The sequence below is a fragment of the Citreicoccus inhibens genome (assembly GCF_019039035.1).
GTDB lineage: Bacteria > Myxococcota > Myxococcia > Myxococcales > Myxococcaceae > Citreicoccus > Citreicoccus inhibens.
Genome location: NZ_JAHNZT010000056.1, coordinates 1 through 23,460, shown reverse-complemented (window position 1 = coordinate 23,460; position 23,460 = coordinate 1). Strand labels below are relative to the sequence as shown.

General features: G+C 65.9%; 15 protein-coding genes, 1 tRNA gene and 1 pseudogene. 6 read left to right on the top strand and 11 right to left on the bottom strand.

Annotated elements, in window-relative coordinates:
- Positions 1-14 precede the first annotated feature (14 nt).
- The 3 genes from tssK to KRR26_RS34355 form a co-directional block, all read right to left on the bottom strand.
- Positions 15-1,382, bottom strand: a complete 1,368-nt coding sequence (tssK, locus tag KRR26_RS34365; protein ID WP_120210985.1) for a type VI secretion system baseplate subunit TssK — start codon at positions 1,380-1,382, stop codon at positions 15-17.
- Positions 1,379-1,987, bottom strand: a complete 609-nt coding sequence (tssJ, locus tag KRR26_RS34360; protein WP_328707267.1) for a type VI secretion system lipoprotein TssJ — start codon at positions 1,985-1,987, stop codon at positions 1,379-1,381. The genes tssK and tssJ overlap by 4 nt, the downstream gene beginning before the upstream one ends.
- A 162-nt stretch (positions 1,988-2,149) precedes the next feature.
- Positions 2,150-4,411: a type VI secretion system Vgr family protein gene (locus KRR26_RS34355; RefSeq protein WP_120210986.1), complete on the bottom strand. Its 2,262-nt coding sequence runs from the start codon at positions 4,409-4,411 to the stop codon at positions 2,150-2,152.
- A gap of 254 nt (positions 4,412-4,665) precedes the next feature.
- Here KRR26_RS34355 and KRR26_RS34350 point away from each other — a divergent pair, with 254 nt between their 5' ends.
- The 4 genes from KRR26_RS34350 (at position 4,666) to KRR26_RS34335 (ending at position 13,219) form a co-directional block, all read left to right on the top strand.
- Positions 4,666-6,489 (top strand): OmpA family protein, encoded by a 1,824-nt coding sequence (locus KRR26_RS34350; RefSeq protein WP_120210987.1) that lies wholly within the window; start codon positions 4,666-4,668, stop codon positions 6,487-6,489.
- Positions 6,490-6,519: 30 nt separating this feature from the next.
- Positions 6,520-12,522: an adventurous gliding motility protein AgmC gene (agmC, locus tag KRR26_RS34345; protein WP_217081901.1), complete on the top strand. Its 6,003-nt coding sequence runs from the start codon at positions 6,520-6,522 to the stop codon at positions 12,520-12,522.
- 100 nt (positions 12,523-12,622) lie between these two features.
- Positions 12,623-12,696, top strand: a tRNA-Arg gene (locus KRR26_RS34340).
- Between the two features lie 382 nt (positions 12,697-13,078).
- Complete coding sequence (locus KRR26_RS34335; RefSeq protein WP_217081900.1) at positions 13,079-13,219, top strand: hypothetical protein; 141 nt, start codon at positions 13,079-13,081, stop codon at positions 13,217-13,219.
- Between the two features lie 91 nt (positions 13,220-13,310).
- Here the strand turns inward: KRR26_RS34335 and KRR26_RS34330 are convergent, their stop codons facing one another.
- The 6 genes and pseudogenes from KRR26_RS34330 to KRR26_RS34305 form a co-directional block, all read right to left on the bottom strand.
- Entirely contained in the window at positions 13,311-13,595 is a 285-nt protein-coding gene (locus tag KRR26_RS34330; protein ID WP_120210990.1) for a hypothetical protein, read from the bottom strand.
- Positions 13,596-14,266: 671 nt separating this feature from the next.
- A pseudogene (locus KRR26_RS37145) lies at positions 14,267-14,398 on the bottom strand (integrase core domain-containing protein); the annotation flags it as partial.
- Positions 14,399-14,608: 210 nt separating this feature from the next.
- On the bottom strand, positions 14,609-15,208 hold the full coding sequence (locus KRR26_RS34320) for a hypothetical protein (RefSeq protein ID WP_217081899.1): 600 nt from the start codon (positions 15,206-15,208) through the stop codon (positions 14,609-14,611).
- A 58-nt stretch (positions 15,209-15,266) separates the two neighbouring features.
- Positions 15,267-15,731, bottom strand: coding sequence for a hypothetical protein (locus tag KRR26_RS34315; protein ID WP_147423115.1), 465 nt, complete (start codon positions 15,729-15,731; stop codon positions 15,267-15,269).
- Positions 15,732-16,486: 755 nt separating this feature from the next.
- Positions 16,487-17,251, bottom strand: coding sequence for a hypothetical protein (locus KRR26_RS34310; RefSeq protein WP_217081898.1), 765 nt, complete (start codon positions 17,249-17,251; stop codon positions 16,487-16,489).
- Between the two features lie 1,260 nt (positions 17,252-18,511).
- Positions 18,512-18,769, bottom strand: coding sequence for a hypothetical protein (locus tag KRR26_RS34305; RefSeq protein ID WP_120210994.1), 258 nt, complete (start codon positions 18,767-18,769; stop codon positions 18,512-18,514).
- 1,008 nt (positions 18,770-19,777) lie between these two features.
- Here KRR26_RS34305 and KRR26_RS37910 point away from each other — a divergent pair.
- On the top strand, positions 19,778-20,146 hold the full coding sequence (locus KRR26_RS37910) for a M23 family metallopeptidase (RefSeq protein WP_407931755.1): 369 nt from the start codon (positions 19,778-19,780) through the stop codon (positions 20,144-20,146).
- 363 nt (positions 20,147-20,509) lie between these two features.
- Here the strand turns inward: KRR26_RS37910 and KRR26_RS34295 are convergent, their stop codons facing one another.
- Both KRR26_RS34295 and KRR26_RS34290 read right to left on the bottom strand, forming a co-directional pair.
- Positions 20,510-20,785: a hypothetical protein gene (locus tag KRR26_RS34295; protein WP_217081896.1), complete on the bottom strand. Its 276-nt coding sequence runs from the start codon at positions 20,783-20,785 to the stop codon at positions 20,510-20,512.
- 1,015 nt (positions 20,786-21,800) lie between these two features.
- On the bottom strand, positions 21,801-22,715 hold the full coding sequence (locus tag KRR26_RS34290; RefSeq protein WP_217081895.1) for a LysR family transcriptional regulator: 915 nt from the start codon (positions 22,713-22,715) through the stop codon (positions 21,801-21,803).
- A gap of 132 nt (positions 22,716-22,847) precedes the next feature.
- Here KRR26_RS34290 and KRR26_RS34285 point away from each other — a divergent pair, with 132 nt between their 5' ends.
- A complete protein-coding gene (locus tag KRR26_RS34285) occupies positions 22,848-23,300 on the top strand; it encodes a YybH family protein (protein WP_217081894.1) in 453 nt (150 codons plus the stop codon).
- Positions 23,301-23,460 lie beyond the last annotated feature (160 nt).

The window sequence follows — 23,460 nt, the reverse complement described above, 5'->3', positions numbered from 1 at the left end:
TCGAAGGCCCTGCGCTAGCGGTTGGCGGTGGGGACCGCGAGCAGCTCCACGGTCGTGCGGTTCGCGTCGAACGGGTGGGGCAGGTAGAGCGCGAGGTTCCGGTCGCGCATCACGTTCTTCCAGTACGTGTCCTGCAGGGAGAGGCTGAAGTAGACGACCCCCGGCTGCACCGGCACCTCGGGCGGCGGGCGGTACGTCACCGCCAGCGGCACGCCGGGCGCGGCGGCGCGCACCAGGTTGCGGATGTCGTCCCAGCTGGCGACCTTGGACAGCTTGGGGAGCTGTTCGGCGACCAGCTTCTCGGACAGCTCGCTGCGCACGGACAGGATGAACTGGCCACAGCGCTCCAGCCGCTCGTCCTCCAGCTTCCCGCGGAACATGCCGTCCGAGCCGGCCTCCATCCCCACCGTCAGGCACTGCTCCAGGGCCACCGAGCGCATCAGGTCCGCGATGCGCCGGAACAGGTCCTCGAACGTGGTGCGCAGGTTGGTGAACTGGAAGGCGGGCAGGGTGCTGGGGTCCGCCACCGACGAGAACGTGCAGAGCTGGCCGGCGCACTGCGACAGGGACAGGTACAAGTCCCGGGGGCGCAGGTTGCCCGCGTCCAGCGTGTGCTGCAGCAGCGGGATGGCGCCGTTGAGCGCGTTGAGCTCCAGGAACAGCGTCACGTCCGAGGGCGTGAACTCCAGCGCGGAGGCGTCGCGGTGGCGCCGGCGCGACGAGAGCTGCCGCTGCTTGGAGACCATCAGCCGCAGGAGCGTGCGCACCTCGTTCATGATGAACGGCGAGGCATCCACCCGCAGGCACGGAGGGATGTACGCGTCCACCAGCACCAGCGTGCCGGACTTGTCGCGCGTGAGCTCGGCGACCTTGATGGTGTCGAAGTCATCGCGCGACTCGGTGCCGAACAGGAGCCGCACGTTGCGCTGGCCGAACGACACCTGCGCGATGGACGTGGACGCGGTCAGGTCGCTGATGGGGCGCGCGCTCGGCGTGTAGCGCGGGCTGCCGCCAATCTTGTCGCCCGCGCCGTAGCTCTCCACGCCGCTGCGCTCGCGCGGCACGCCCAGGTAGACCTCCAGCGTGCGCTGCGCCGGCGGGAAGTAGCCGTCCGCGGGCCGGGCCGGGGGCGCCTCGGCGTCTCCGGACTCGAAGGCCACGGGCAGGCCATCCGGCAGCACGCCCACGAAGCGCGCGAGCTGGAACGTCCCCGCGCGCAGCGCCTCCATGTCCACCTCCATTCCCACCACACCCCAGGGGTACGGCTCCAGCGCCGCGAGCCGCATCTCCAGAAGCAGCTCGTGGTAGAGATCCTGCTGCTGGAGGTGGTGAGGGCTCATGAACATGCCCTCGGACCACACGACGCGCTGCACGGACTTCATGCACCTCTCCGGGGCGACGGCTCGTCGCCAGCTTGGGGGTTGTGTCGCGGTTCCGGGCCCTGCGAGATGGGCCGGAGCATCAGGTCGATCTGGTAGCCCTGCAGCCGGTAGCGGAACACCTCGTCACCGCTCTTGGGCTCGGACTGCTGTCCGGCGGGGCGCTCCACGCACTGGTCGGCTTCCACCGGAGGCAGCACCGCCACCGTGCGCCACGCGTAGCCGAGCGGCTGCCGGAACTGCGCCATGGCCAGCACGAAGTGCGCCTTGGGATCTCGCTGCACCCAGCGCTTCATCTGCTTGCCGGGCGCGACGACGAGCTCCGCCACCTGGAGCAGGTCATCCCTGAGGAACTCCTCGGGCCGGCCCCACAAATCCTTGAAGCCCGCGCGCTCCAGCCGGACGCTGTCCTTGAGCTGGACAATCTGCACCACGGTGGGCATCGAGCGCCCGCGCTGATCGGGATTGAGCTGCTCGGAGGGATCCACCACCACCTGGAAGGGCGGCGGTGTCTCGCACGGTCCGGCCACGCGCTTGAAACATCCCGTGGCACAGGTGAAGACAATCACGGCGACCGTGAGCAGGGGGCGGGTCCAGGAATGTCTCACGCCGGCCCCGAGGCTGGAGTGCTCCTGCGCCAACTTCCGCGTCCATTGCACGTGCGCTGATCCCCCCCGCGGGAATGTCCCGCATGCTTTTGCGCGGGACGTAAACTGCCAGACACAATGAAATGATTCAACCCACCCCAGGGTGTCTGCTTTTACCCGCCCTCAGTTCTCGGCGATCTTCGAGCCCTTGATGATGACATCGCCGTCGGCGGTGAACTCGAACTTGGCGCCCGTGATGACGACGTCACCGTTCTTCTTGACCTGGATGGTGGCCTTGCCGACCTTGAGGGTGAATTGCTCCTCGGCCACCAGGGCGATCTCCTTGGCGGACACCGCGTACGCGTCCGTGACGGCGTGATTGACCTTGCCGCCCACGCTCAAAAGCAAGTCCTTCTCCACCTTGAGTGTGCGTGTCTTCGCGACCTCTTCGGAGAGGTCGCCGCCGACCTGGAGGGTCCGGGAGCCCTTGACGATCTCCGACTTCTTGGCGCCCACCATCTCCACCTTGGCGCCGCCGACCTGCTCGGACTTGAGGCCGCCCACCAACTCGTTGAAGGCCGCGCCCACCGTCACGGCCAGCGCGCCGCCCACGTTGAGCATCTTCCCCAGGCCCACGTTCTCCGCGGACGCGAGCGCCACGGAGACGGCCTGGTTGCTGCTCACGCTGATGGACTGATCGCCGGTGACCGACTCCGTGTGGTTGCCCATCACGGTGGTGGTGCGGTTGCGGGTGACCTCCAGGGACTGGTTGCCGGAGATGGTGGAGTCGTCGTTCTTCTTCACCACCAGGGACTGGTTGCCCTCGATGACGCGGCTGCGGTCCTTCTTCACGACGAGCGACTCGTTGCCGCCGACGAGCTGGTCCTTGTCGTTCTCGACGACGATGTTGAAGTCCTTCTGCGCGTGCAGATAGACGAGCTCCGAGCCCGCCGCGTCCTCGAAGCGCAGCTCGTTGGAGCCGTCTCCGCCGGGGCTGGAGCTGGAGCGCAGCGTGCTCTGCGTCTTCTCTCCAGGCAGGTCCACCGGGGTGGGGTTCTGGCCGTTGTAGACGCTGCCCGTGACGATGGGGCGGTCCGGATCTCCCTCCAGGAACTCCACCACCACTTCATGCCCGATGCGCGGCAGGTACAGCGCGCCCCAGCTGGGGCCCGCCCAGGACTGGCTCACGCGAATCCAGCAGGAGCTCTTGTCATCCTGGGTGCCCTCGCGGTCCCAGTGGAACTGGACCTTGATCCGGCCGTACTCGTCGGTGTGGATCTCCTCGCCCGCGGGGCCCACGACGATGGCCGTCTGCGCGCCCGGGATGACGGGGCGGGGCGTGACGCGCGGGGGACGAAAGGGCACGCTGGCGGGCTGGAAGACGAACTCGTTGCGATACGCCTCGTGGTGCCGAGACGCGGACTGCTCGAACAGCAGGCCCTCGGATTGGTGGCCCACGTGTCGCACGGTCACCGGCAGGTACTGGATGTTGAGGCGGCTGTCGGGATGGTCGGTGACCTCCAGGAGGTGGCCGGCGCAGATGCGGCGCGAGTAGCTGGCGCCCGTCATGGTCTCCACGCGGGCGCGCAGCTCCTCCATGCGCACCTTGGCCAGTGACTTGCCCGCGCCCGTCGCGTCGTAGCGGCCCGGGTAGTCGTAGATCTCCAGCGCGGCCTCGCCGCCCTCGGCGCTCTGGGTGACGGCCAGGCTCTGGGTGGGCTTGGTGAAGTTGAAGTCGCGCAGCATGACGGCGCCGGGCTGGACCTCGGTGCGCGCGACCAGCTCGTGGATGTACTCCTGCGCCGCGACCATCTTCGTGCGCTCGCGGAAGAGGACCTTGGGCTCGCCCTGCATGTCCGGGTTGGCGGAGACGCCATCGCCGAGGACCATCTTGTGAGCGTCCTCGGTGTGCGTGAAGAAGTAGTAGATGCCTTCTTCCTCGAGGAGCCGCGACACGAAGTCGAGATCCGACTCGCGGTACTGCACGCAGTACTCCCGCTTCACGTAGGTGCCCGTGAGCGACAGCTCGTGCTCCACCTTCCCCTCGTCCAGGACCTTGTGGACGATCTGCGGGACGGTGAGGTTCTGGAAGATGCGGCTCTTGCGCGTGTGCTTGAGCGTCCAGAGCTTGGGCACCACGGTGGCGCGGTAGCGGCGGCGCTCGGGCCCGCTGCCCTCATCCCAGCGCGTGACGCGGGCGATGATGCCCTGGAAGTATCGCGCGCCCTCTCCGAGTAGGACGGTGAGTAGGGCGTCCTTGCCGAGCAAGGCCTTCTCATCCACTTCCACCTCTGGCTTCACGGCCAGCGCGACCTCGACCGAGTAGGGCTGAGAGAGGGTTTCCTCCGCCTCGAAGCCCAGTACGGCCAGTTCGGCGGCCGAGAGGGGACCCGCTTGAAACTCGAACTCGGCCTGATTGGCGCGCAACATGGCTTCGGCGAGCATGCGAGATCCCCCAGGACGTGAGCACCAGGTCCGAGATGGACCGCAGGCTCGACACGCCTTCAAAGCATGCCGTGAAAGAGTGTCGCAAGGGGGGCTGACAACAATTGACGCGCGCTCCCGTGGCCGCCATCTCAAACGCCGGGTCCGTGACATCCGAAGGGCGGGTCGCGCTAGAGTCTGCCTCGTTGGGGGGCGGCCTGAGGCATTCGGGCGTGTCCAGAGCACCCAAGGCCAATGTTCCATCTGGGAGAACCATGAGACTCCGCACGTCCCTGCGCCGCGCCGCCGCGTTGGCGCTTGCGCTGACCTCGACGGCCGCGCTGGCTCAGATTTCGTCGACCCTGCGCACCTTCGAGCTGGAGCGACTGGACTTGAATCCGGGCGCGGAAGGCTCGCTGTTGCTGGGATTGGGTGAGCTGATGCCACCCGGCACGTTCCGCGGCTCGGTGGCCCTGCACTACGCGCATTCGCCGCTGCAGCTGGAGCAGGATGGGCAGACGTTTCAGATCGTCAGCGGACGCGCCACGTTGCATGTCGCGGCTGCATACGCCCCCACGCGTTGGCTCCAGGTGGGGTTGCAGCTGCCGCTGGTGGCCTTCCAGATGACGGGAAGCCAGGCGGACTCCGGGTTCGAGCAGCCTTCACACGTGGGGCTGGGGACGCCGGGTGTGTCGCTGCGCGTGGGATTGCTCACGCAGGACGACGCGGGCGGGGTGGACATGGCGGCGGAGCTGGGCGCGGGCCTGCCCGTGGGCAGCGAGGCGGTGCTCGCGCGGGATCCGGGCGGCTGGCGCTTGTCGCCGCGGCTGATGGTGGGGCGGCACTTCGGCTTCATCCGCGCGGGGCTGGAGGTGGGGTTCCTCCAGCGGCCGAGCATCGCCATCACCCGGCAGCTCGGCGCCTCGGCGGATCAGATTGGCAACGAGCTGCGGGTGGGGGCCGCGCTGGCGACGACCGGGCGGCGCCTGCGCTGGGAGCTGAACGTGCGCGGCATGGTTCCGCTGACGAACCAGCCGGGCGCGGCGGAGCTGCTCCCGGGCTTCCGCTACCTCGTGAATCCCTCGTTCGAGCTGTTCGGGTTGGTGGGCATGGGGGTGGGCTCGGCGCCGGGCACGCCGCTGTTCCGGATGATGATGGGCGGCGCGTTCGGTGGCGTGACGCCGCGGCGGGGGCCGGGCGAGTCCTCGGTGAACTGTGAGCCGGGGCTCGTGCACACGCTGGAGGAGTGCCCCGAGATGGACGAGGACGGGGACGGCGTGCGCAACGGCGTGGACCGCTGCCCCACCGAGCCCGGCAGCGTGGAGCGCAAGGGCTGCTCGGCCAAGGATACGGACGGCGACGGCATCGAGGACATGTTGGATGCGTGTCCGGTGGAGCCAGGGCCCGCGGCGCGGCAGGGCTGCCCGGTGCAGGACCAGGACAAGGACGACGTGCCCGACGAGGTGGACAGCTGCCCGACGGCGCCAGGGCCCGCGGACAACCGAGGCTGTCCGGTGCGCGACAACGACAAGGACGGCATCGACAACGACAAGGACGCGTGCCCCAACGAGGCCGGCCCGCCCGAGCGGGATGGCTGCCCGGAGACGGACACGGACAAGGACGGCGTGCCGAACCGGGCGGACAGCTGCGCCAACGAGGCGGGCACGGTGGAGAACCTCGGGTGTCCGCAGCACGTGCAGCCGCTGGTGGAGTTGAAGCGGGACCGGCTCGTGTTGCAGGGCAAGGTCTTCTTCGACGCGGCCGGGGTGCGCATCCAGCCGCGCTCGTTCGAGCTGTTGGACTGGGTGGCGCGCGTCATCCTGGAGCACCCGGAGATGCCGCTCATCGTGGTGGGCGGACACACCGACGACCGAGGCTTCCCGGACGCGAACCGCCGGATGTCTCAAGGTCGCGCGGAGGCGGTGCGGCAGTACCTCATCCAGAAGAAGGTCCCGGCCGAGCGATTGCAATCGCAGGGCTACGGGCAGGACCGCCCCATTGACAGCAACGCCACGTCCATTGGCCGGGAGAACAACCGCCGCGTGGACTTCGTCATCGTGGATCCGGAACTCGAGAAGGCGGGGGCCCCTCGGCGCTGAGCCGAGTCGGGTGCCAGGAGAGCAGAGACCATGAAAGTGTCGCTCATGAAGGCGCTGGTGCTGGGGCTCGTCGTGCTCGCCCCCCTCGCGGCGCGGTCCGAGCTGGATACGTTCTTCTTGGGACGCCAGACGACGACGGACCACTCGTACACGAACGCCGAAGTCGTCAATCGCTACGCGTGGCTGACCGCGGGTGCCAGCAGCGGGGCTTCGTCGCTGGCCGTGACCTTCCGCACGGGCGATGAGTCATCCATCGCAGTGGGCGATCTGGTGATGGTGATCCAGACGGCGCAGTCGGGGCTCACGCCTGTGTCAGGCTCGCCCTTTGATCTCGATGCCTCGACTTCGTCCGTGGGGAAGTGGGAGTTCGCGGTCGTGGCGTCGGTGTCCAGTTCGAGCATCGGCCTGACCAAGCCGCTGGTGAACTCCTATGTGTCGCCCGGGGCGCAGGTCGTTCGCGTGCCCGAGTGGCACGACGTGATGGTCCAGGCCTCCGCCACGATCTCTCCGCCTGCCTGGGATGGTCGCACGGGCGGCATCCTGGTCTTCCTGGCGACTGGCACCGTGACGCTGGGGGATGGCGCGGCCATCGACGCCAGTGGAAGGGGCTTTCGCGGGGGGACGTTCGTGTATCGCGGGGGGACCTCGCCGACGAATGATACGAACACCGGCAATGGATCGAACTCATGCATCCGGCAGCCTGACGACTCCGCGACTTGGGGGGCGCTCAAAGGAGAGGGATTCATCTACGACCGGTTCGGTGTGTTCTCCAACTCGGCCATCACCGGGGGAACGAACCCATTGGGCTCCGCCAGCGTTATCAACGCAGGGGGGGCAGGCAGCTGTATCAGCGCTGGAGGCGGAGGCGGAGGGAATGGGAACGTGGGCGGAAGTGGCGGCACCGCCAGTAATCCATCGGGTTCGGTGGGGGGCAGTGGCGGCGCTCAGGTTCTCTACACGGTGACGCAGCGGTTGGTTTTCGGTGGCGGTGGCGGCGCGGGGCATGTCTCGAACACGACCGCGACCACGCAGGGCGGTGCGGGCGGTGGCCTCATCTATCTTCGCGCCAATGCCATCGTGAAGTCGGGCACGGGCACGCATGAGATTCGCGCCAACGGTGGGAACGGCCTGGCGGGAGGCGCGAACTCTGGCGGTGCAGGTGGCGGCGCCGGCGGTACCGTCTCGGTGCGTGCCGTGACGGGGCTGACCTGTGGCGAGATTGCGTTCAAGGCCAATGGCGGGAAGGGCGGTGACAACAGCAATAGCCTGCCCAGCGGCGGCGGCGGCGGCGGCGGTCGTGTCCATGTCCAAGCGCTCGCGGCTTGCGCTTCAGATATTCAGGTCGCTGCGGGGCCGAAAGGCTCCGCCAGTTCGGGCCTGGATGGGACAGCGGGGCAGCTCGGGGCGATGAACCTCGACACCACCGCGCTGGTGTCCGCTCCGACGGTGACCTTCAGTTTCCCCGTGGCGCTGGCTGTTCTCAACGATGTGACAGCCACGCAGCCCATCACAGGGCTCTTGTCCGACGCCTCATCGGGCGTGTCCTTGGACCTGTATCTTGATGGAACGCTGCTCTCGGCCCCGACGATCAACTCGGCAGCCAATACCTTCTCCCTGTCCCTGTTGCCTGCCGGCATCTTGGACCTCGGGGCCAGTCGCACCCTTCATGGCGTCTCCAAGCTGAAGGGGCTCAGCTACGTGAGTCCGCCCATCTCCTTCACGGTGGATCGATTGGCTCCCACGGTGACGAGCCTGGTGGCGACGGCGAACAGTTCGCCCATCTTGACCGGTGCGACGACACGTTTCGCCACGCTCCGATTCCTGGCCACGGCGGACGACGGGGCTGCGTCATTCTTGTGCAGACTGGGCAGTGCCGCGGTGGCGCCCTGCGCCATGCCCTACGATGAGACGGTGTCGCCTGACGGCTCGTATCACTTCGAAGTGTTCGCGAAGGATGTCGCTGGCAATGTCTCCGCGACGCCAAGGACCTTTGACTGGACGTTGGACACAGTGCCTCCGACGGCACCCGTCATCTCCCTGCCCACGCATCAGCAGGTCGTTGGTGGTTCGGTGCCGGTGAGTGGCACGGTGGACGGACCGGGCCAGTCTGTTGACGTCTATGTGGATGGCAGCGCGTCCGCGCAGGCTGCGACGGTGACGGGGACGACCTGGTCGGTCACCTTGACTCCGGTGTTCACCTCGAGCGGCGGACATTACATCCAGGCGGTGGCGCAGGACGCCGCTGGCAACCTCAGCCCCCCCTCCATTCGAGTGTTCACGGTGGATGTCACGCCCCCTGCCGCGCCCGTCATCCTCACTCCCGCGATGAACGCGCGCGTGGCGGCACTGAAGCCGATGGTGCAGGTCTCCGCGGAGGTGGGCAGTACGGTGACCGCGGCCATTCAATCGAGCGCCATCTCGGTGAACGTGTCCGCTGGAGCCGGGCCTGGGCTCTGGACCTTGCAGCCCGCCGCGGCCCTCATGGACGGCACGCAATACACGATGGTGGTGACCGCGAAGGATGACTACAACAACGCGAGCACCTCCAGCGTGACCTTCACGGTGGATGTCTCGCCTCCTGCCGCGCCGACCGTGTTGCAGCCCGCGAACAACGGTCCTCCGCTCACCTCCAACGTCGTCCACGTCACGGGGACCGCCGAGAGCGGCAGCACCGTTTCCTTCACGCTGGGGGCCTCGCCACTGGGGACCGCCGTTGCCACGGCGGGGAGCTTCTCGTTCGACATTCCGGTGTCGCTCGCGGATGGGGCGTACGTGTTGAAGGTCCAGGCGACGGACGTGGCCGGGAACTCGAGCGCCATCACGACCGTGAACTTCTCGGTGGACACCCAGACACCCGTGCCTCCCGTGATTGCGCTGCCCGCGCAGGGCAGCGCCGTGCCGAGCAAGACGCCGACGTTCTCGGGGTCGTCCGAGGGCAACAGCATCGTGTCGCTCTCGGTGATCGCGACGGGGGCCACCACGGGTGGGCCGTACACCGGCTCCACGACCGCGAACGCCGGGGGAGCGTGGACACTGTCGTCGCTCACGCCCTCGACACCGTTGAGTGAGGGGGGCACGTATCAAGTGACGGCGACCGCCACGGATGCGGCGGGCCACGTGAGTGCCGCCTCCTCTCCGGTGTTGTTCCGAGTGGATACGCTGCCACCGGCGGCACCGGTCATCATCGAGCCCGCCAGCAACGCGTTCGTGAAGACCACGACGCCGCTGCTGCGCGGGACCGCGGAGCCGGGCGCCACGATCAAGGCGACCTTCCCGGGAGCCCTCGTCATCACGGCGATGGTGAACAGCACGGGGGACTGGGCGCTGACGGCTCCCGCCTTGAGTCAGGGCGCGCTGACCGTGACGGTGATCGCCACGGATGCCGCCGCCCATGACAGTCCGCCGGCGCAGGTCTTGTTCACGGTGGATACCCAGTCGCCCCCAGCTCCGGTGGTCACCAGCCCGACGAGCGGGGCGCTGCTCAATACGGGCAGCCCCACGTTCAGTGGCACCGCCGAGGCCGACGCCACCGTGGTGATCATGAAGGGCGGCACGGGGATCGGCACGGCGACGGTGAGTTCGGGGGGCACGTGGACGTTCATCGCGCCCCTGTCTTTCGGCGAGGGCACGCAGACCCTCACGTTCCGCACGAGGGACCGAGCTGGGAACGAGAGCACGGACAGCTCGCTGAGCTTCCAGGTGGACACGGTGGCACCGCCCCAGCCCATCGTCCTCGCACCGTCGGGGTATGTGACGGTCACCACGCCGGAGATTCAGGGGACCGCGGAGGCGAACAGCACCGTGACGGTCCGGCTGCGACGCGTCAGCAATTCAACCGTGGTGGACAAGACGGGGACGGTGACTGCCTCGGCGAACGGAACGTGGTCGGTCTCGTTGCTGACCCCCGCGGGCCCCCTGGATCAGGTCAGCTATACCGTTGAGGCCATTGCTCAGGACGGCGCCGGAAACACGAGCCTGTTGTCGAGCTTGTTGATGTTCACGGTGGACTCGATTCCTCCTGCGACGCCCGTCATCACATACCCGGCGCTGAACGACACCGTGGGCACGGCGACGCCGACGCTTACGGGCACCGCGGATCCGAACATGGACGTGGTGCTGAAGTTGTTCGGGCCGGCGCCGTCCACGGCCCTGGCTCGCGAGTGGACGCTGCGGTCGAGCAACTCGGGGACGTGGAAGGTGGATGTGACGCAGGCCGAGGAACTCGCCACGGGGAAGTACACGGCCCAGGTTCACGCGGTTGATATCGCGACGAACTCGAGCCCGGTATCCGCCGACCACATGTTCTCGGTCGACATCGCGGTCCCGGACACGTTCTTCACGGACAAGCCCCTGGCGCTCACCAACCTCGCGCTGGCGACGTTTGCCTATGACTCCTCGAAGTCGGGAGTCTCCTTCGAGTGCAGCTTGGATGGTGCCGCCTATGCGCCGTGCAATCCCTCGTACCCGGTGAATGACGGGCTGCATTCATTGCAGGCACGCGCGCGAGACACGCTGACGGGGCTGGTCGACCTCTCGCCCGCCGTGTGGTCCTGGACGGTGGACACGCATCCGCCCGTCACCACGTTTGGCCTCACGCCTCCACCGGTGACCAACGAGCTGGGGGCGCACTTCACGTTCGCGGCGAACGAGTCGGGCGTCACGTACTCGTGCGAGTTGGATGGTGTCGCGGTATCGGACTGTGATGGCGATGTCTCGCTCACCATCGTGCAGGCGAGCCCCGTGGTGACCCATACGTTCACGGTCCACACGACGGACGCGGCGGGGAACGTCGAGGTGCCCGCGGCGTCGCTGTCTTGGACGGTGAACCGTGCGCTGCCGGACACGGACATCCAGACGCAGCCACCGAACCCCTCCAACTCCTCCAGCGCCTCGTTCAGCTTCGCGGCCGTGCCGCAAGACTCGGGGACGACCTTCGAGTGCAACCTGGACAACGCGGGGTTCACGCGCTGCGACCCCACGGTGACCTTCTTCGGCCTGGCCCATGGCACGCACACGTTGGGCGTCCGCGCGCGGGACGGACTCAACAACGCGGATCCCCAGCCGGCCATCTTCACGTGGGTGGTGGACCTGGTGGCGCCAGAGACGAGCTTCGCGACGAAGCCGGCCGCGCTGTCCGCTCAATCGCTGTCTCGCTTCGAGTTCAGCTCGGAGCCGGGCGCGACCTTCGAGTGCCAGTGGTCGGCCGCGGCCTCGCTCGTGGCCCCGCTCGCCACGCCCGCGTTCGTGGCCTGCACCACGCCGCTGGAGGAGACGCTCGCGGATGGCACGTACACGTTGTCCGTCCGCGCGAAGGATCTCGCTGGCAACGTGGATCCGACCCCGGCCACGTTCACCTGGACGGTGGATACGAAGGCGCCGGCGGCGCCGAGTGTGGCGGCGGAAGTGCGCGACCGAATCTTCCGGACCCTGACGCCCGAGCTGAAGGGAACAGCGGAGGATGGCGCCACGGTCTTCGTGTCGGTGGATGACGGTCCGGCCCTGGCCGCGATGGTGCTGGGCGGCGTCTGGAGCTACACGCCGACCTCGGCGTTGGCGCAGGGGGCGCACGCGATGACGGTGCGGGCGGTGGATGCCGCGGGGAACGCGAGTCCGACGTCGGACCGGGTGTCCTTCGCGGTGGACACGGTGGCGCCGACGACGCTGATTGTCTCGGGCCCCGAGGGGCGCATCCGGACCTCGTCGGTGGTCTTCGAGTTCGGCTCGAACGAGGAGGGCTCCACGTTCCAGTGCAGCTTCGATGGCGCGGACTTCGAGCCGTGCGCGGGGTTCGCGAAGGCGGACCTCACCGAGGGGACCTACACGCTGAAGGTGCGGGCGGTGGATCGCGCGGGGAACGAGGGGACGGTCGTGAGCCGTTCCTTCAAGGTGTACCTGGGCGGGGACATCCGGACGAAGGGGGGCGGCTTGAGCTGTGCGTCGGGAGGGGCGGGGGATGCATCCCTGCTCGGGGTGGCGCTGGGCGGGCTCGTGTTCCTGGCGGCGCGGCGGAGGCGGGGGGAGGGGACTTCCTGAGGGGGCACCGAGGTGGGGATGTCGGCCGTTCGCCGTTCGCGGAAAGCGTGCTTGATTCGGCGGGGGACTTCGGTTACTTGTGCCCCCGTTACATCGGCCTGCGGGATTAGCTCAGCTGGATAGAGCGTTGGCCTCCGGAGCCAAAGGCCAGAGGTTCGAATCCTCTATCCCGCGCTCCTCTAACCGCCCGGTCTTCCAAGCAACACAGTTCGGAAGGCCGGGCGGACAGAGTGAGCCCGATGAAACTGTCCGGAGAGGTTCAGGGCGCTCCAGTCACTTCCTACCGCGAGTCCTTGCGTCGGGGGCCGTGGTGTCCTCGCTGCGAGAGGGCGAGCTGTCTTCGTTGTCCGCGCCCTCGGGCCGTACACGGTGGCGGGGAAGGCGGCCTTGTCTCGGACGTGACGGGGTTCACCTGCTCCCTCAACGGGGCCACGTGCACCCTGCGCTGGGGTGAGATTCCGGACTTGGACAAAGACGCCTACGCGCTGCGCTACGGCGCCTCATGGGGGCGGGCACTCCTACCACCAAGGTCCGCGCCTTCTCCTCGGAGTGGACGTTGCCCTCCCGCGGCGTCAGCCAGACGGTGTGGCTGAAGGACTGCGACACCACGGGCAACCCGTCGGCAAACGCCGTCGGCGTCCTCGTGGGGGCGACGCCGACGGTCACTCTGGCCGTGTCCGCGACGCCACCCGCGTGAAGCGCGCGTCACTCCTGCCCCGCTTGCCTCCCTGGGTGACCGAGGCAGGGGTGTTTCCGCGCTGGTGGGGCAGAGTCGGCGCTGCTGGCGGTTAGCACTCCCAACGTTTGGTCGTCGCGCTGCAAGTGCACTCCGACTGGTCGCTTGCTCCGATGCAGCAAGGCCGACTCACGCCTGGGGTGGTGCACGTCTTGTTCATGTACTCCACCACGCACCACGGAAGGAATCCGCAGTCGTCGCCCGACGACTTCTGGGAGACCTCCTCCACCGAGGTCTCGCCCACGCCAGGGCTCGCCTCGTTGTCGCTCACCGCGCCACCGCAGCCGACGCCGAGGGCTGCCATGCACACCAGCGTCCACGTCTTCAGTTGATTCACGCGCTGCTCCTCTGTCGTTGAAGAAGCTGTTCGAGCGCAGGACCCCACGGCTGCTGCCATCTTCGGCAAGCCGTGCGAAGTGGGCAACCATCGGGGGCCTTTGGCGAAGTGCGTTACCGTGCCGCTGGGGTGTACCTGCCCCGGCCGACAGTGAGCGCAAACAAACCAGGCGACGCATCGTGCCCAGCACACGGCTGATGTGCGGTGCACTGGGCACGTGACTCATTGCCTCAGTAATCGCAGCTCCACCGAGGGTTGAGCCGCGTACAGCCGCAAGTGTTCACGATTCCATCTGTGTCGCAGCAGAGCTTGGTAGTTCCGAAGTCGCTGCAGAAGTTGCCCTGGATTCGCGAACAGAGTGGGTATCCGCATGCAGTCGCTGCATCCAATGGGGACTGCTGCTCTGAGAGGCCATTGCCATCTTCATAGACGGGTCCGCCACAGCCGATGCCCAAGATTGCCACACCCATCAGGAACCACCGCTTCGATCGAATCACGTAAATGCTCCTCGGTGAGAGGGTGTGCGAGCGGAGGACTCCCAATCTTCTGGCATCTTCGGCAATGCGCGCGAATCGGGCAACCCCGTGCCCCTGGCGGACGCTGTCCACTCCCGCGCGTACTCCCTTTGTCATGGGCTCGCGCTCTCAGGAGGAGATGATCGGCGTCTATTATTCCATGTTGAGGCGCTCGTCGCGAAAGCGTCCGTTGAAGCGCTCATCGGTGCCGTTCTGCCAGGGCTTGCCCGGTGCGATGTGTGCCAGCTCGATTCGCGTTTCCGCAGCCCACCGCAGGATGGCTGCTGCCCGTTGGCGCAGCCGTCGATGACGAAGTCGTAGGCCCAGTCAGGACGCGTTGTCCCCGGGCATGGCCCTCGATGGCATGGGGCGCCTATTGGACGTCACGCCCGTGTGTCAGGACAGCACCGAAGGCAGGAATTGGCGCTGCGCAACGGCGTCGGCGCGCTCGGTCAGCGCGCCGAGAAGCAGGGCTCGTTGTAGCGCACTTGCTCGCAATCAGGGCGGGGGCGTTGTGCCGCGTTCCTCTTCGAGCGGTGGCACTGGGACCGGGAAACCAGGGCGAATAAGATATGCGATCAGCGTGGTTGTCTTCGCGGACGAGTCCCTCGTTGTCTGGACGATGCTTGGTCCATTCCACCACCGCTTGGTGGGGCCGAGCTCTGTCAGCGCGCCGTGTGACATTGCTTCGTCGGAATAGGCAATCTCCAGTCGACAGAGGGAGGAATGGCATTCCAGCCCGCGTACCTCCGTGGAGTTCGGCAGATCCACGGACAGGCGTGTGCGCACCAACCGCGTGGATTCCGCTGCCCAGTCGCGGTCTGTGGCCTGGGCGCTGAAAACGGACTCCAGATGAGCTCGCATCGCGGCAGAGTCGAAGTCGGACGGCGCTGCCCGCGCAGAGGCAGGGGGCTCGATTCCTCCATGGCGAGGGGCGGTATTGGCGGTGCTTTCCAATCGCTCGACTGCTTTGGAGACCCTGACGAGGTCCTCGCGCAGCAACGATAGCTCTTTCTGCTGCGCTCTGGCTTGAGCGAGTTGAATGCCCAGCCCGCAGGCGACGGTGCCGACAAGCGCGATGCCGACGGTTGTTCTCATGGATGGGGACTCCACGGCGGAAGCGGAGAGCCCCACTCGGGGCTCTCCGCGTCAGGTGCTACTGCAGGGCCCAGGTGGTCCCCTTGATCCACGAGCCGGGGCCGACTTCACAATGAATATAGAGCTGGCCTCCTGCAGGCACATACGCGCCCTTGGTGCTGATCTGCTGGTCGCTCCCGAAGCTCTGGACGTACAGCATTGGCTCGAACCAGTGCCAGTTGGCAGCTGCGTTGACGCCTTCGACCATGCAGCCGACCGTGGCACTGGTGTTCAGGGCATACACCGTGGTGGTCGCGACGTACCATCCCGGCGCATCAATGACCGCAGGCATGACCCACACCTTCGTCGAGGGACATCCATTGCGGACAGCGCCCAGCGTGTTGTTCGAACCCTCCCAGCAGTATCCCTCGGTGGGGTACTGCGGCTTGCCGGCGATGGCGGATACGCCGCGTGCCGCGGCAAGACCCGGTGCCGCCATCATTGCGATTGTGGCCAGAGCGGACAGCAGACGAAGTTCTCTCACATGGCTCTCCGATGCGTTGGTTGGGTGGGCCCGGTGGCACCACCGGAGAGTGAACGAGGCTTGCTGGTTTCCTTCGTTTTGCTGCTTTGTTCGTGGATTAACCTACTGCGTCGCAGCGCGGACGGTCAGCTCCGAGCAGAGTGACGGATGGGGGCGCGCTGTCCTTGTGCTGGGCAATGACTCCATGCGGCCTGCTGGCTCCGTGTCCCGTGGGAGTCCGTGCAGCTTCACTCCCGCGGCGCGAGCTGTCGCTGGATAGGGTCAACGCGGCAGTTGGCGGCTAGCACTCCAACGTTTGGCCATCGCGCTGCAGCTGCACTCCGACTGGTCGCTTGCTCCGATGCAGCAAGGGCGACTCACGCCTGAAGGTGGTGCACGTCCTGTTCATGTTCTCCACCACACATCACGGAGGGAATCCCCAGTCGTCGGGCGACGACGTCTGGGATGCTTGCTCCATCGAGGACTTGTCCACACAGCTGCTCGCCTCACTGGCGTTCACCGGGCCACCGCAACCTGCCAGCAGCCCGAAAGCCAGCAGCCCAACCACAGCTCTCGATCGCATGTTCCACTCTTCAGGAGGGCTACACCAGCGGCCACGGTGCACGCCTCCAGCACCCGCAACCTCGGTGCGAGACGATGCCAGCGCTCATGGCTGAGGTGAATGCTCGCAACGCTCAGCAGACCGCGAACCCGCTGCTGCGCGCCGGCCCGCTCGACGCGCAGCCTGAGCCCGTTCGAGAATTGCGAACGGTCGGTTAGGAAGACTGACCACCTTGGCTGTTGCCCGGGTAGTACGTCAAGGTGTAGTTCTTGTATTGGTCTTTGTACCCCATCTTATTGGCATGTTCGGTGGCCAGATTGGCCAGGCTGAGGATGTCATTGGTGTGAAATTCGCCTGTATTTGGGTCCATGAACCTGTGTCCTCTTTGATGGTCGACCTGGATTCCAACGACATGCCCGGGGCCGTCGTCCGGCGAGAAGCTCAGGCGATAGAAACCGTCGTTGGTGACGGGCGTTCTGGTGCTATCTGCGAGGCTTTCTGGGTCCGCGAAGTGGCAGGCGAGCTCAATGACGAAGTCGTTGGTGATTGGTTGGTTGTTTTCGGTCAGAATCCTGAACTCTCGATCGCCGCCGAGTGTTTTATGGAGTTGCTCAAGGTTGTTGATTGCGTTTTTGTAGTCGGCTTTTGCTCGATTGATTTCGTTGGTGTGCTTGTTTACGAAGTCGTTGTAGGCCGCCACTGCTTCAGGGGGTGCGTTGTGGGGAGGGTTGTTGAGGAGGTTCTGGGTGATTGGAGGGGCATGTATTTCGATGAACTCGCGGGCGTTGTCGCGTGTTGTCGTTTTCTCGACTGTGTGGCGTTCGATTTGCCGTTGGTTGTCGATTAATGTTGCAAGGTCTGTGTTGAGTCTCTTCCCGAATCGCTCGCTGGAGGCGTTATGCGTGGTGTCGGTGGGGTTTGATGCGCGAATCCATGCTTCAGTAATCGCTGAGCATGCTCCCAAGTTGGCTGCAGCCATCGTTGGTTCTGAGCCCTGGGCAACGTGCTGGATGAGGGTGGCTGGCTCTCCTTTGGAATTTACAGCAGTTAGGATCCTGTCGATCTGGGCTTTGGTTTCAGGCTTGATTGGCCATGGGCGCGTCGTTCTGGATGCGGCTGTCGAGGAGTTACTTGATCCAGATGGTGATGTCGGTCTGGATGAAGACGTATTGAAGACGGAGCCTCGACGCGAGTTGAGCGCGTTCTGCTGCTCTGGCGTGGGAGTTGATGTCTGCTGATGCTGTGAGTGCGCTGGCGCGTTCGTTTCGAAGTGCGAGGAGGGCGGATGGGCGCTCGTCGTCGTCGGCGGCGCATGAGGCCCTGCGACTGGTGGTGTCGGACTCGACTCGGTTGTTGCGTTGGTGTTGCGCGAGGGGGCGGTAGGGGGCGAGGACGAGGTGCGGTTGATTGGTGGCACTGGCTACTCCGGGAGGCAATCTGTTGCGGGCCTGGAGTATGTGCCAGCGATTCCCGGTTGTCTTGGTGGGTGTCCTGGGGATGACGCTGAGTGAAGTTGGTGCCTCTCATGTTGTTGGCCGACGTGGCGAATGCGCAACGGAAGGCAGCAATGCCACGCTACTCGGCCGGGCTATTGGGCTGCCCTGGACGCAGTAGACCGTGCGGCTCGTGGCCTTCTGCGGGAACTGTGACGTGAGGCCGCTCTGAATGGGGTGACTGCTCGGAGGTACTCCCTCCTGGACGTCGTTTCACCAGTCCTACTCGTCTTGCGCGCCACCCATGATGCACGAGCACATGGGGGATGCGACGTCAGCCTCGTCCTCTCCCTCGCCCTGCACGCTCGACTTGTCGGGCTCTCGGCCATCTCGACAGAAAGCGGTATCACCCATCTGGCATTGAGCCTCGCATCGCTCCCCCTTCGTGCCCTGCGCGGTGCACGAGGGGCCGACGTTGCCCGTGGCCTCTGCCTCCTTCTGTGGCTTGCCCAGCCTCTCTCGGGCCGCGAGTGGCCGTTCGTGCGGCGACGCGGCGGGCTTCTTCGTCGCTTCGGGAGACTGCGCGACAGCAGTGGCTGCGAACAGCACGAATGCGGTGGCGAGCAGGATTCTCATCCCGCGCAGCATACTGACGCTCCAGGTGAGCTGTCATTCTGCTCGCGTCAGTCCCTCGGGTCCGCTTTGCGACTGTTCGGCGGCAAGCGCCACGACTCTGAGGTTGATCCGCCTCAATGAAGACCCAGGGGGCAGGTCGGGTGTCCAAGAGGACGGGAGTGAGGGGGGGGCTACGGGAGGAACTGGCCCGAGGTGATGAGCGCGGGAGCAGTGCCCACCATCTTCTTGAATTGGACCGTGTAGCTCTCTCCGGACCAGAAGAGCTGTTGGTAGCGAATTCCGTCGAGCTTCCCCTGATCTCGTAACCGGTCCCAGTCCGACTGGTTGACGCGGACCCATGCGCTCGGGCCACAGCAATTGAGATGGTATGCGCAGAAGGCGGCGTCGCAGTCATTTCGCGACTCGAAGGTACATTCATCCGTGTACATCAGCGTGAGCAGCGTTTCCTTCTTCCTCGGTTGCGACTCCCCGATCCTACACGTGAGCGGAGACCCCCCGAGCCGATGCGCCGGACTGCTTGCGGCGGTTTGAGCTGGATGCGATCCTGAAGGCACCGATTCTGGGGCTGTCTGTGTCGAACTCGGAGCGAGCGTCTCCGAGAAGTTCTGGGGCTGAGCGGGTGCGCTCGCTGATGCAGGCTTCGCCTGGGGAACAGGCCCCTTCTCGGCTGGCCCTGCCGAGAGCGTATAACCAACCATCATCCAGAAGAGCGCGCGTGTCATTGCATCCTCCGTCGAGTGCGTCGTGAGGCAGGAGAAGCGTGCGGGCCGCAGCCCGTGCCGTCAAAGGCGCGCAGACGCGGCGTCAGGTTCTGGCCATTCCCCCAAGCCCTGGGGGCGCTTTTCACGCGCTGTCATCGGTCGTGATTCGAATGGCTCTTGTGCGGAGTGGCGGCTGAGCTGTCGAACTCCAAGCTGCCCACTCAACGGGTAGGGGTGGTGGCGTGTGCGAGTGAATGCATCCAACGGCGCATGAACCGCACCGGGCACTCGAAATGAGATTGTCCGGGGCTGCGAATGAAGCGTGGCTGCCCCTCGAGGAGGCCGGTGCCAGGCCCTGCTCCGTCTCAGAGGAACGCATGGCGTCGCAACGGCCGGGCTTCGGGTGGCGAAGTGGCATTCTGCGCGATGCTCGCGCAGGGGGGGCTGCCATCCATTCAGGAGCCCTTCCTCGTCGTGCGCCCCGCGACTCATCAACGCATGGGCAACTCTCGGCGTGGGCCGCACCCTCGCAGGTGGTAACTCCAGTGACTCTTGCTTGGCCTTCAGTTCGTGGTGGGTCGCTGATGCCGGGCGAATGTCGGCGAATCGCAGGGAGCGTTCTCTGCGGATAGGTATGTCCGTAGTGCTACTTCGGGTTGCAGACTGGCGTGACGAATAGTGTCTTTGGGCGTCTGATGTTGGTCTCAGCCAGGGCTTGAACAACGGGCATGCGATGTGGCGAAGACGTCCGCTTGTGGGGAGGACAGGGAGAGGAACCGTTGCAGAAGGCCTTTGACCAAGGAGGTCTACATCCAGCACGTCGTTGGCTCGGGCGAACGTGAGGAGCGCTTCGTGAGCTACTGCGCCCACCTCGATTCATACACGGTGGTGTCCGGGCAGCGGGTCGTGAAGGGACAGGTCATTGAGCATTCAGGCCGCACGGGATGCGTGGCGGACCCTCATGTTCATCTGACCGTGACGCGGCTGACAAACACCGGATCCGCGTATCGCCGTGCCTGTGTCATCCCGAGCAAGGCCCCTCCGCCCATGACCCGCAACAGCGAACCATATGGGTGGGCTGCTCCTCGGGGCTTCGACCCCTGAGTCTGGCGGAGTTACCCGAGCGGTGCCCTGCGCGTCAATTGGTCGAACCCGGGGCCGGCTCCCAGGCGATAGCGGCTCCCCGAGCTGTCCGTCCGATTCCACTCTTGGGGAACGACCGGAGCGGCGAGCGCGCACGTCAAGAGGCTGGGAAGGCCGCGCTATGCACGTCCATCGCTCGCCTCGCCCAGACAGGTGGCTGTCGCCGCTTCCATGTGCATGCGAATGGCACGGCGCTTCAATACAATGAAGCCCATTGCCGCGACGACTCTGGCGGTCTTTCTGATGCGGCGCTCAGCCTGGAAGGACTCCTGCCGTTCGAGCTTCAGCCGGCAGCGTTCGAGGCGTGCTCGAACCAGGCCACTGTCAGTGACAGGGCAAGAAGTAGGCGACGATGCTGTATGCTGTGAGTTTTCCGCCGTGTTGGGGCAGGGCGCCGCACGTATAGCAACTGGACCAGCCGACCGCCGTGGTGTAGGTCGCGTCGCTATCGAACGCGGTCTCATAGAGGTTCGCGCAGGCCAGGGTGAGGTCGTCCTCGGATGTTCCGACCTTGGTGCCTTCCGCCGGCTCCGCGTCAACGACAGCGCCGCCACAGGCAACGAACAGCCCAATCACCATCAGTCCGATGAGCGATTTCACGGTGTCCTCCTGATAGGTGCCGGCCTTGGCGCGTCGTTCGTGAATGGCTTGGATTTCTTGTATTCTCAATGGTGGGCCAGGGAGCGTGACGCCCGACGTCTCGGTCCTCGGCCCATTGGGCTGCTCGTTGAAGAGCCTCTTCTGGTCGGCACGCCTCAGTCGTGATGTCCTGCCGACCGCGTCCTCACCGGCGCAGCGCAGGTGAATGTCACAACAACAAGACAGGGGTCGCATGCGTAAGTCCGTCGTCGTTTTCTGTCTCAGTATCGCGGCAGTCGGCTGTTCCAAGAGTGAGGGCGAGAGAGGCCCTCCCGGAAGCGCTGGTGAGCCTGGAGTCCAGGGGGCTGTCGGTCCGATGGGACCTGCTGGACCACAAGGGCTTGCCGGCCCAATGGGATCTGCCGGTCCAACAGGGCCGCAGGGGCCTGTCGGGCCTGCAGGTCCGAGCGGCGACAACATGGTGCTGGTCGATGCCGACGGACGCGTCGTGTCCCACTGGAGCGGGCAGATTATTGATTCCTCGGGGCGAGTCTGGGGTGTTAACGCCAATTTCTCGGACGGTGGCGTCGCGATTCCAGACTACTCGTCCTACGAGGTGACTCGTGCCGCTGATTGCTCGGGTCCAAGACGCCTAATCGCTGTCTTGGCGCCACGGGTTGTGTTCACCGCGGGGGATGGAGGGCTGCGCGTTCGCCCAGACACCGCTGCCTCGGAGGTAGGGCTGATGCAGGGCCAGCCACTGGCGGATGGCGGATGTGCGACCATGCACCCCTTGTACAGCGAAACGTATGGATCGATTCCGCTTCCTCCGCCGGAGAGCATCCCCCTTCCGCCCATTCACTTTCGCCCGCCGCTGCATCTCGAGAAGCGCTGAGGACGGGGGGCTCGCTCGAGCGTCCTGATGTATCCCGTTCCAGTGCCTTGGATGCGAGGGCAGGCCCTGTTTGGCGTATTTCCGCGAGCGCATCGTCGGTGACGCCTCAGCGTCGCGCTTGAGCTGGGGCCTCCACGTGGCTCAGGCGCGACGCTTCCCCGCGGTGGGTGGGCAATGGTGCTTCATCTCCTCGATGAAGGATGCTGCCAGGGGCGAGCCGCCGGCTTCGACTGTTGCCGCTGACCAATGGAGCCACAGTCCTCGTTCGATGCTCAGGTCTACGAGATCTCCTCTCGCGAGTTCAGACTCGGCGAACCAGCGGGGGCATACCGTGACGCCCTGGTTGGCTCGCACCATCTCGACGGGGGCTCCTGATGCGAAGGGCAGCGGTGTGACTCGGGGGAGGTTGAGTCCCTCGCGGGCCAGTGCTCGGCCCAGGGGAGTCTGAGGTGCGAAACTGTCGCGCGAACCCCAGTACATCTCCTCCGTGAGCGCACGCACGGTGATGCGCCGACGGCGGGCGAGGGGATGCTTGGCGCTGACGAGCGCGACCAGTTCGTCGCGGAACAGGGGCGTGAAGCGCAGGCGCGCCTGCGTGCTGTGAGTCTCGACGACGACCGCGAGATCGATGGTGCCTTGTTGAAGGGCGACGAGCGGAGCATGGCCCGCCTCCGGGATGACGGTCACCTCTGCGTTGGGATGCGCTTGCGTCCAGCCCTGTAGAACCGAGGGCAGCCAGCGGTAGGACTGCATGCACTCGGTCGTGATCCGGAGCACGCCCGTGCGGCCCGCGAGGAGTTCACGTGTCTCCGCTTCGGTGCGAGCCAGTTCCGAGAGGATCACTCGGGCGGAGTGCGTCAGGCGTTCGCCGGCTGGGGTGACGTGGAGTCGCCGCCATCGGCGCTCGAACAGGCGTCCTCCCAGGTGGTTCTCGAGGTCGCGCAACTGAAGGCTGAGCGCTGAGGCGGAGAGATGGAGGTGCGAGGCCGCGGCGTGGAGCGAGCCGTGCTCGTCGAGTGCAACGAGCAGTTGCAGGTGTCTGACGTCGAGCGACATGCATCAAGTCTGGCTCAACATCATGGCGCATACAACGCGCTGGACTCACCCATTGGACAATGCGAACGCTCGGGCATGCGAACCCCAGCCCTTTGGATGGTGCTGATAGCCGGCTGCGTGAAGGAGCCCCTGATGACGAGCGACACGCTTCTCGTGCGAGAGACCATTGAGCGATTCCACGACGCGGTGAACCGGCGAGACGCAGCCCGCTGCGCCGAGCTCTTCGGTGCGCAAGGTGTCTGGGAGGTCGCGCCGCCCTTCGAGCATCGCTTCGAGGGCCGAGCGGCGATCGAGAAGGGGATCACCGGGACCCTCGGTGCCACGGTCTTCCTGGTCCAATCGACGGGGCCCATCGTTGTGGACCTCGTCAGTGAGAAGCGGGCGAAGGCTCGAACCTCCTTGCAGGAGTTCGGGCGCTTCGTCGACGGAGCTTCGATGCGCGCCACGGGTACCTATTACGACGAACTCGAAAGGCAGGATGATGGGACGTGGCGGTTCCTTCATCGCCGCTTCGAGGTGAGCTACCACGAGGATTCGCCGCTCCCCGGAGTGGTGCTCCATCCTGCGGAGCGTTCGAGTCGATAGGCGTGCTCAGTTCGCGTGCAACAGCACGTGCAGCGGTCGTGTCCCTATAAGTGTGTAGTCGGCGAACAGAGGTGAGCGGGAAAGAGGGAAGCTCCTCGGAGAAACCAACCGAGACGGTCTCCCCCTGGCAGGGGAGCCGAGGAGTTCCCGTCGTGGACGA

Bases quoted from the DNA above. Each gene is read 5' to 3' on its own strand.
- KRR26_RS34320 (WP_217081899.1), bottom strand. From the start codon at position 15,208: ATGAGAACAACCGTCGGCATCGCGCTTGTCGGCACCGTCGCCTGCGGG.
- KRR26_RS34355 (WP_120210986.1), bottom strand. From the start codon at position 4,411: ATGCTCGCCGAAGCCATGTTGCGCGCCAATCAGGCCGAGTTCGAGTTT.
- tssK (WP_120210985.1), bottom strand. From the start codon at position 1,382: ATGAAGTCCGTGCAGCGCGTCGTGTGGTCCGAGGGCATGTTCATGAGC.
- KRR26_RS34285 (WP_217081894.1), top strand. From the start codon at position 22,848: ATGACGAGCGACACGCTTCTCGTGCGAGAGACCATTGAGCGATTCCAC.
- agmC (WP_217081901.1), top strand. From the start codon at position 6,520: ATGAAAGTGTCGCTCATGAAGGCGCTGGTGCTGGGGCTCGTCGTGCTC.
- KRR26_RS34305 (WP_120210994.1), bottom strand. From the start codon at position 18,769: ATGTACACGGATGAATGTACCTTCGAGTCGCGAAATGACTGCGACGCC.
- KRR26_RS34290 (WP_217081895.1), bottom strand. From the start codon at position 22,715: ATGTCGCTCGACGTCAGACACCTGCAACTGCTCGTTGCACTCGACGAG.
- KRR26_RS34350 (WP_120210987.1), top strand. From the start codon at position 4,666: ATGAGACTCCGCACGTCCCTGCGCCGCGCCGCCGCGTTGGCGCTTGCG.
- KRR26_RS34310 (WP_217081898.1), bottom strand. From the start codon at position 17,251: ATGGCTGCAGCCAACTTGGGAGCATGCTCAGCGATTACTGAAGCATGG.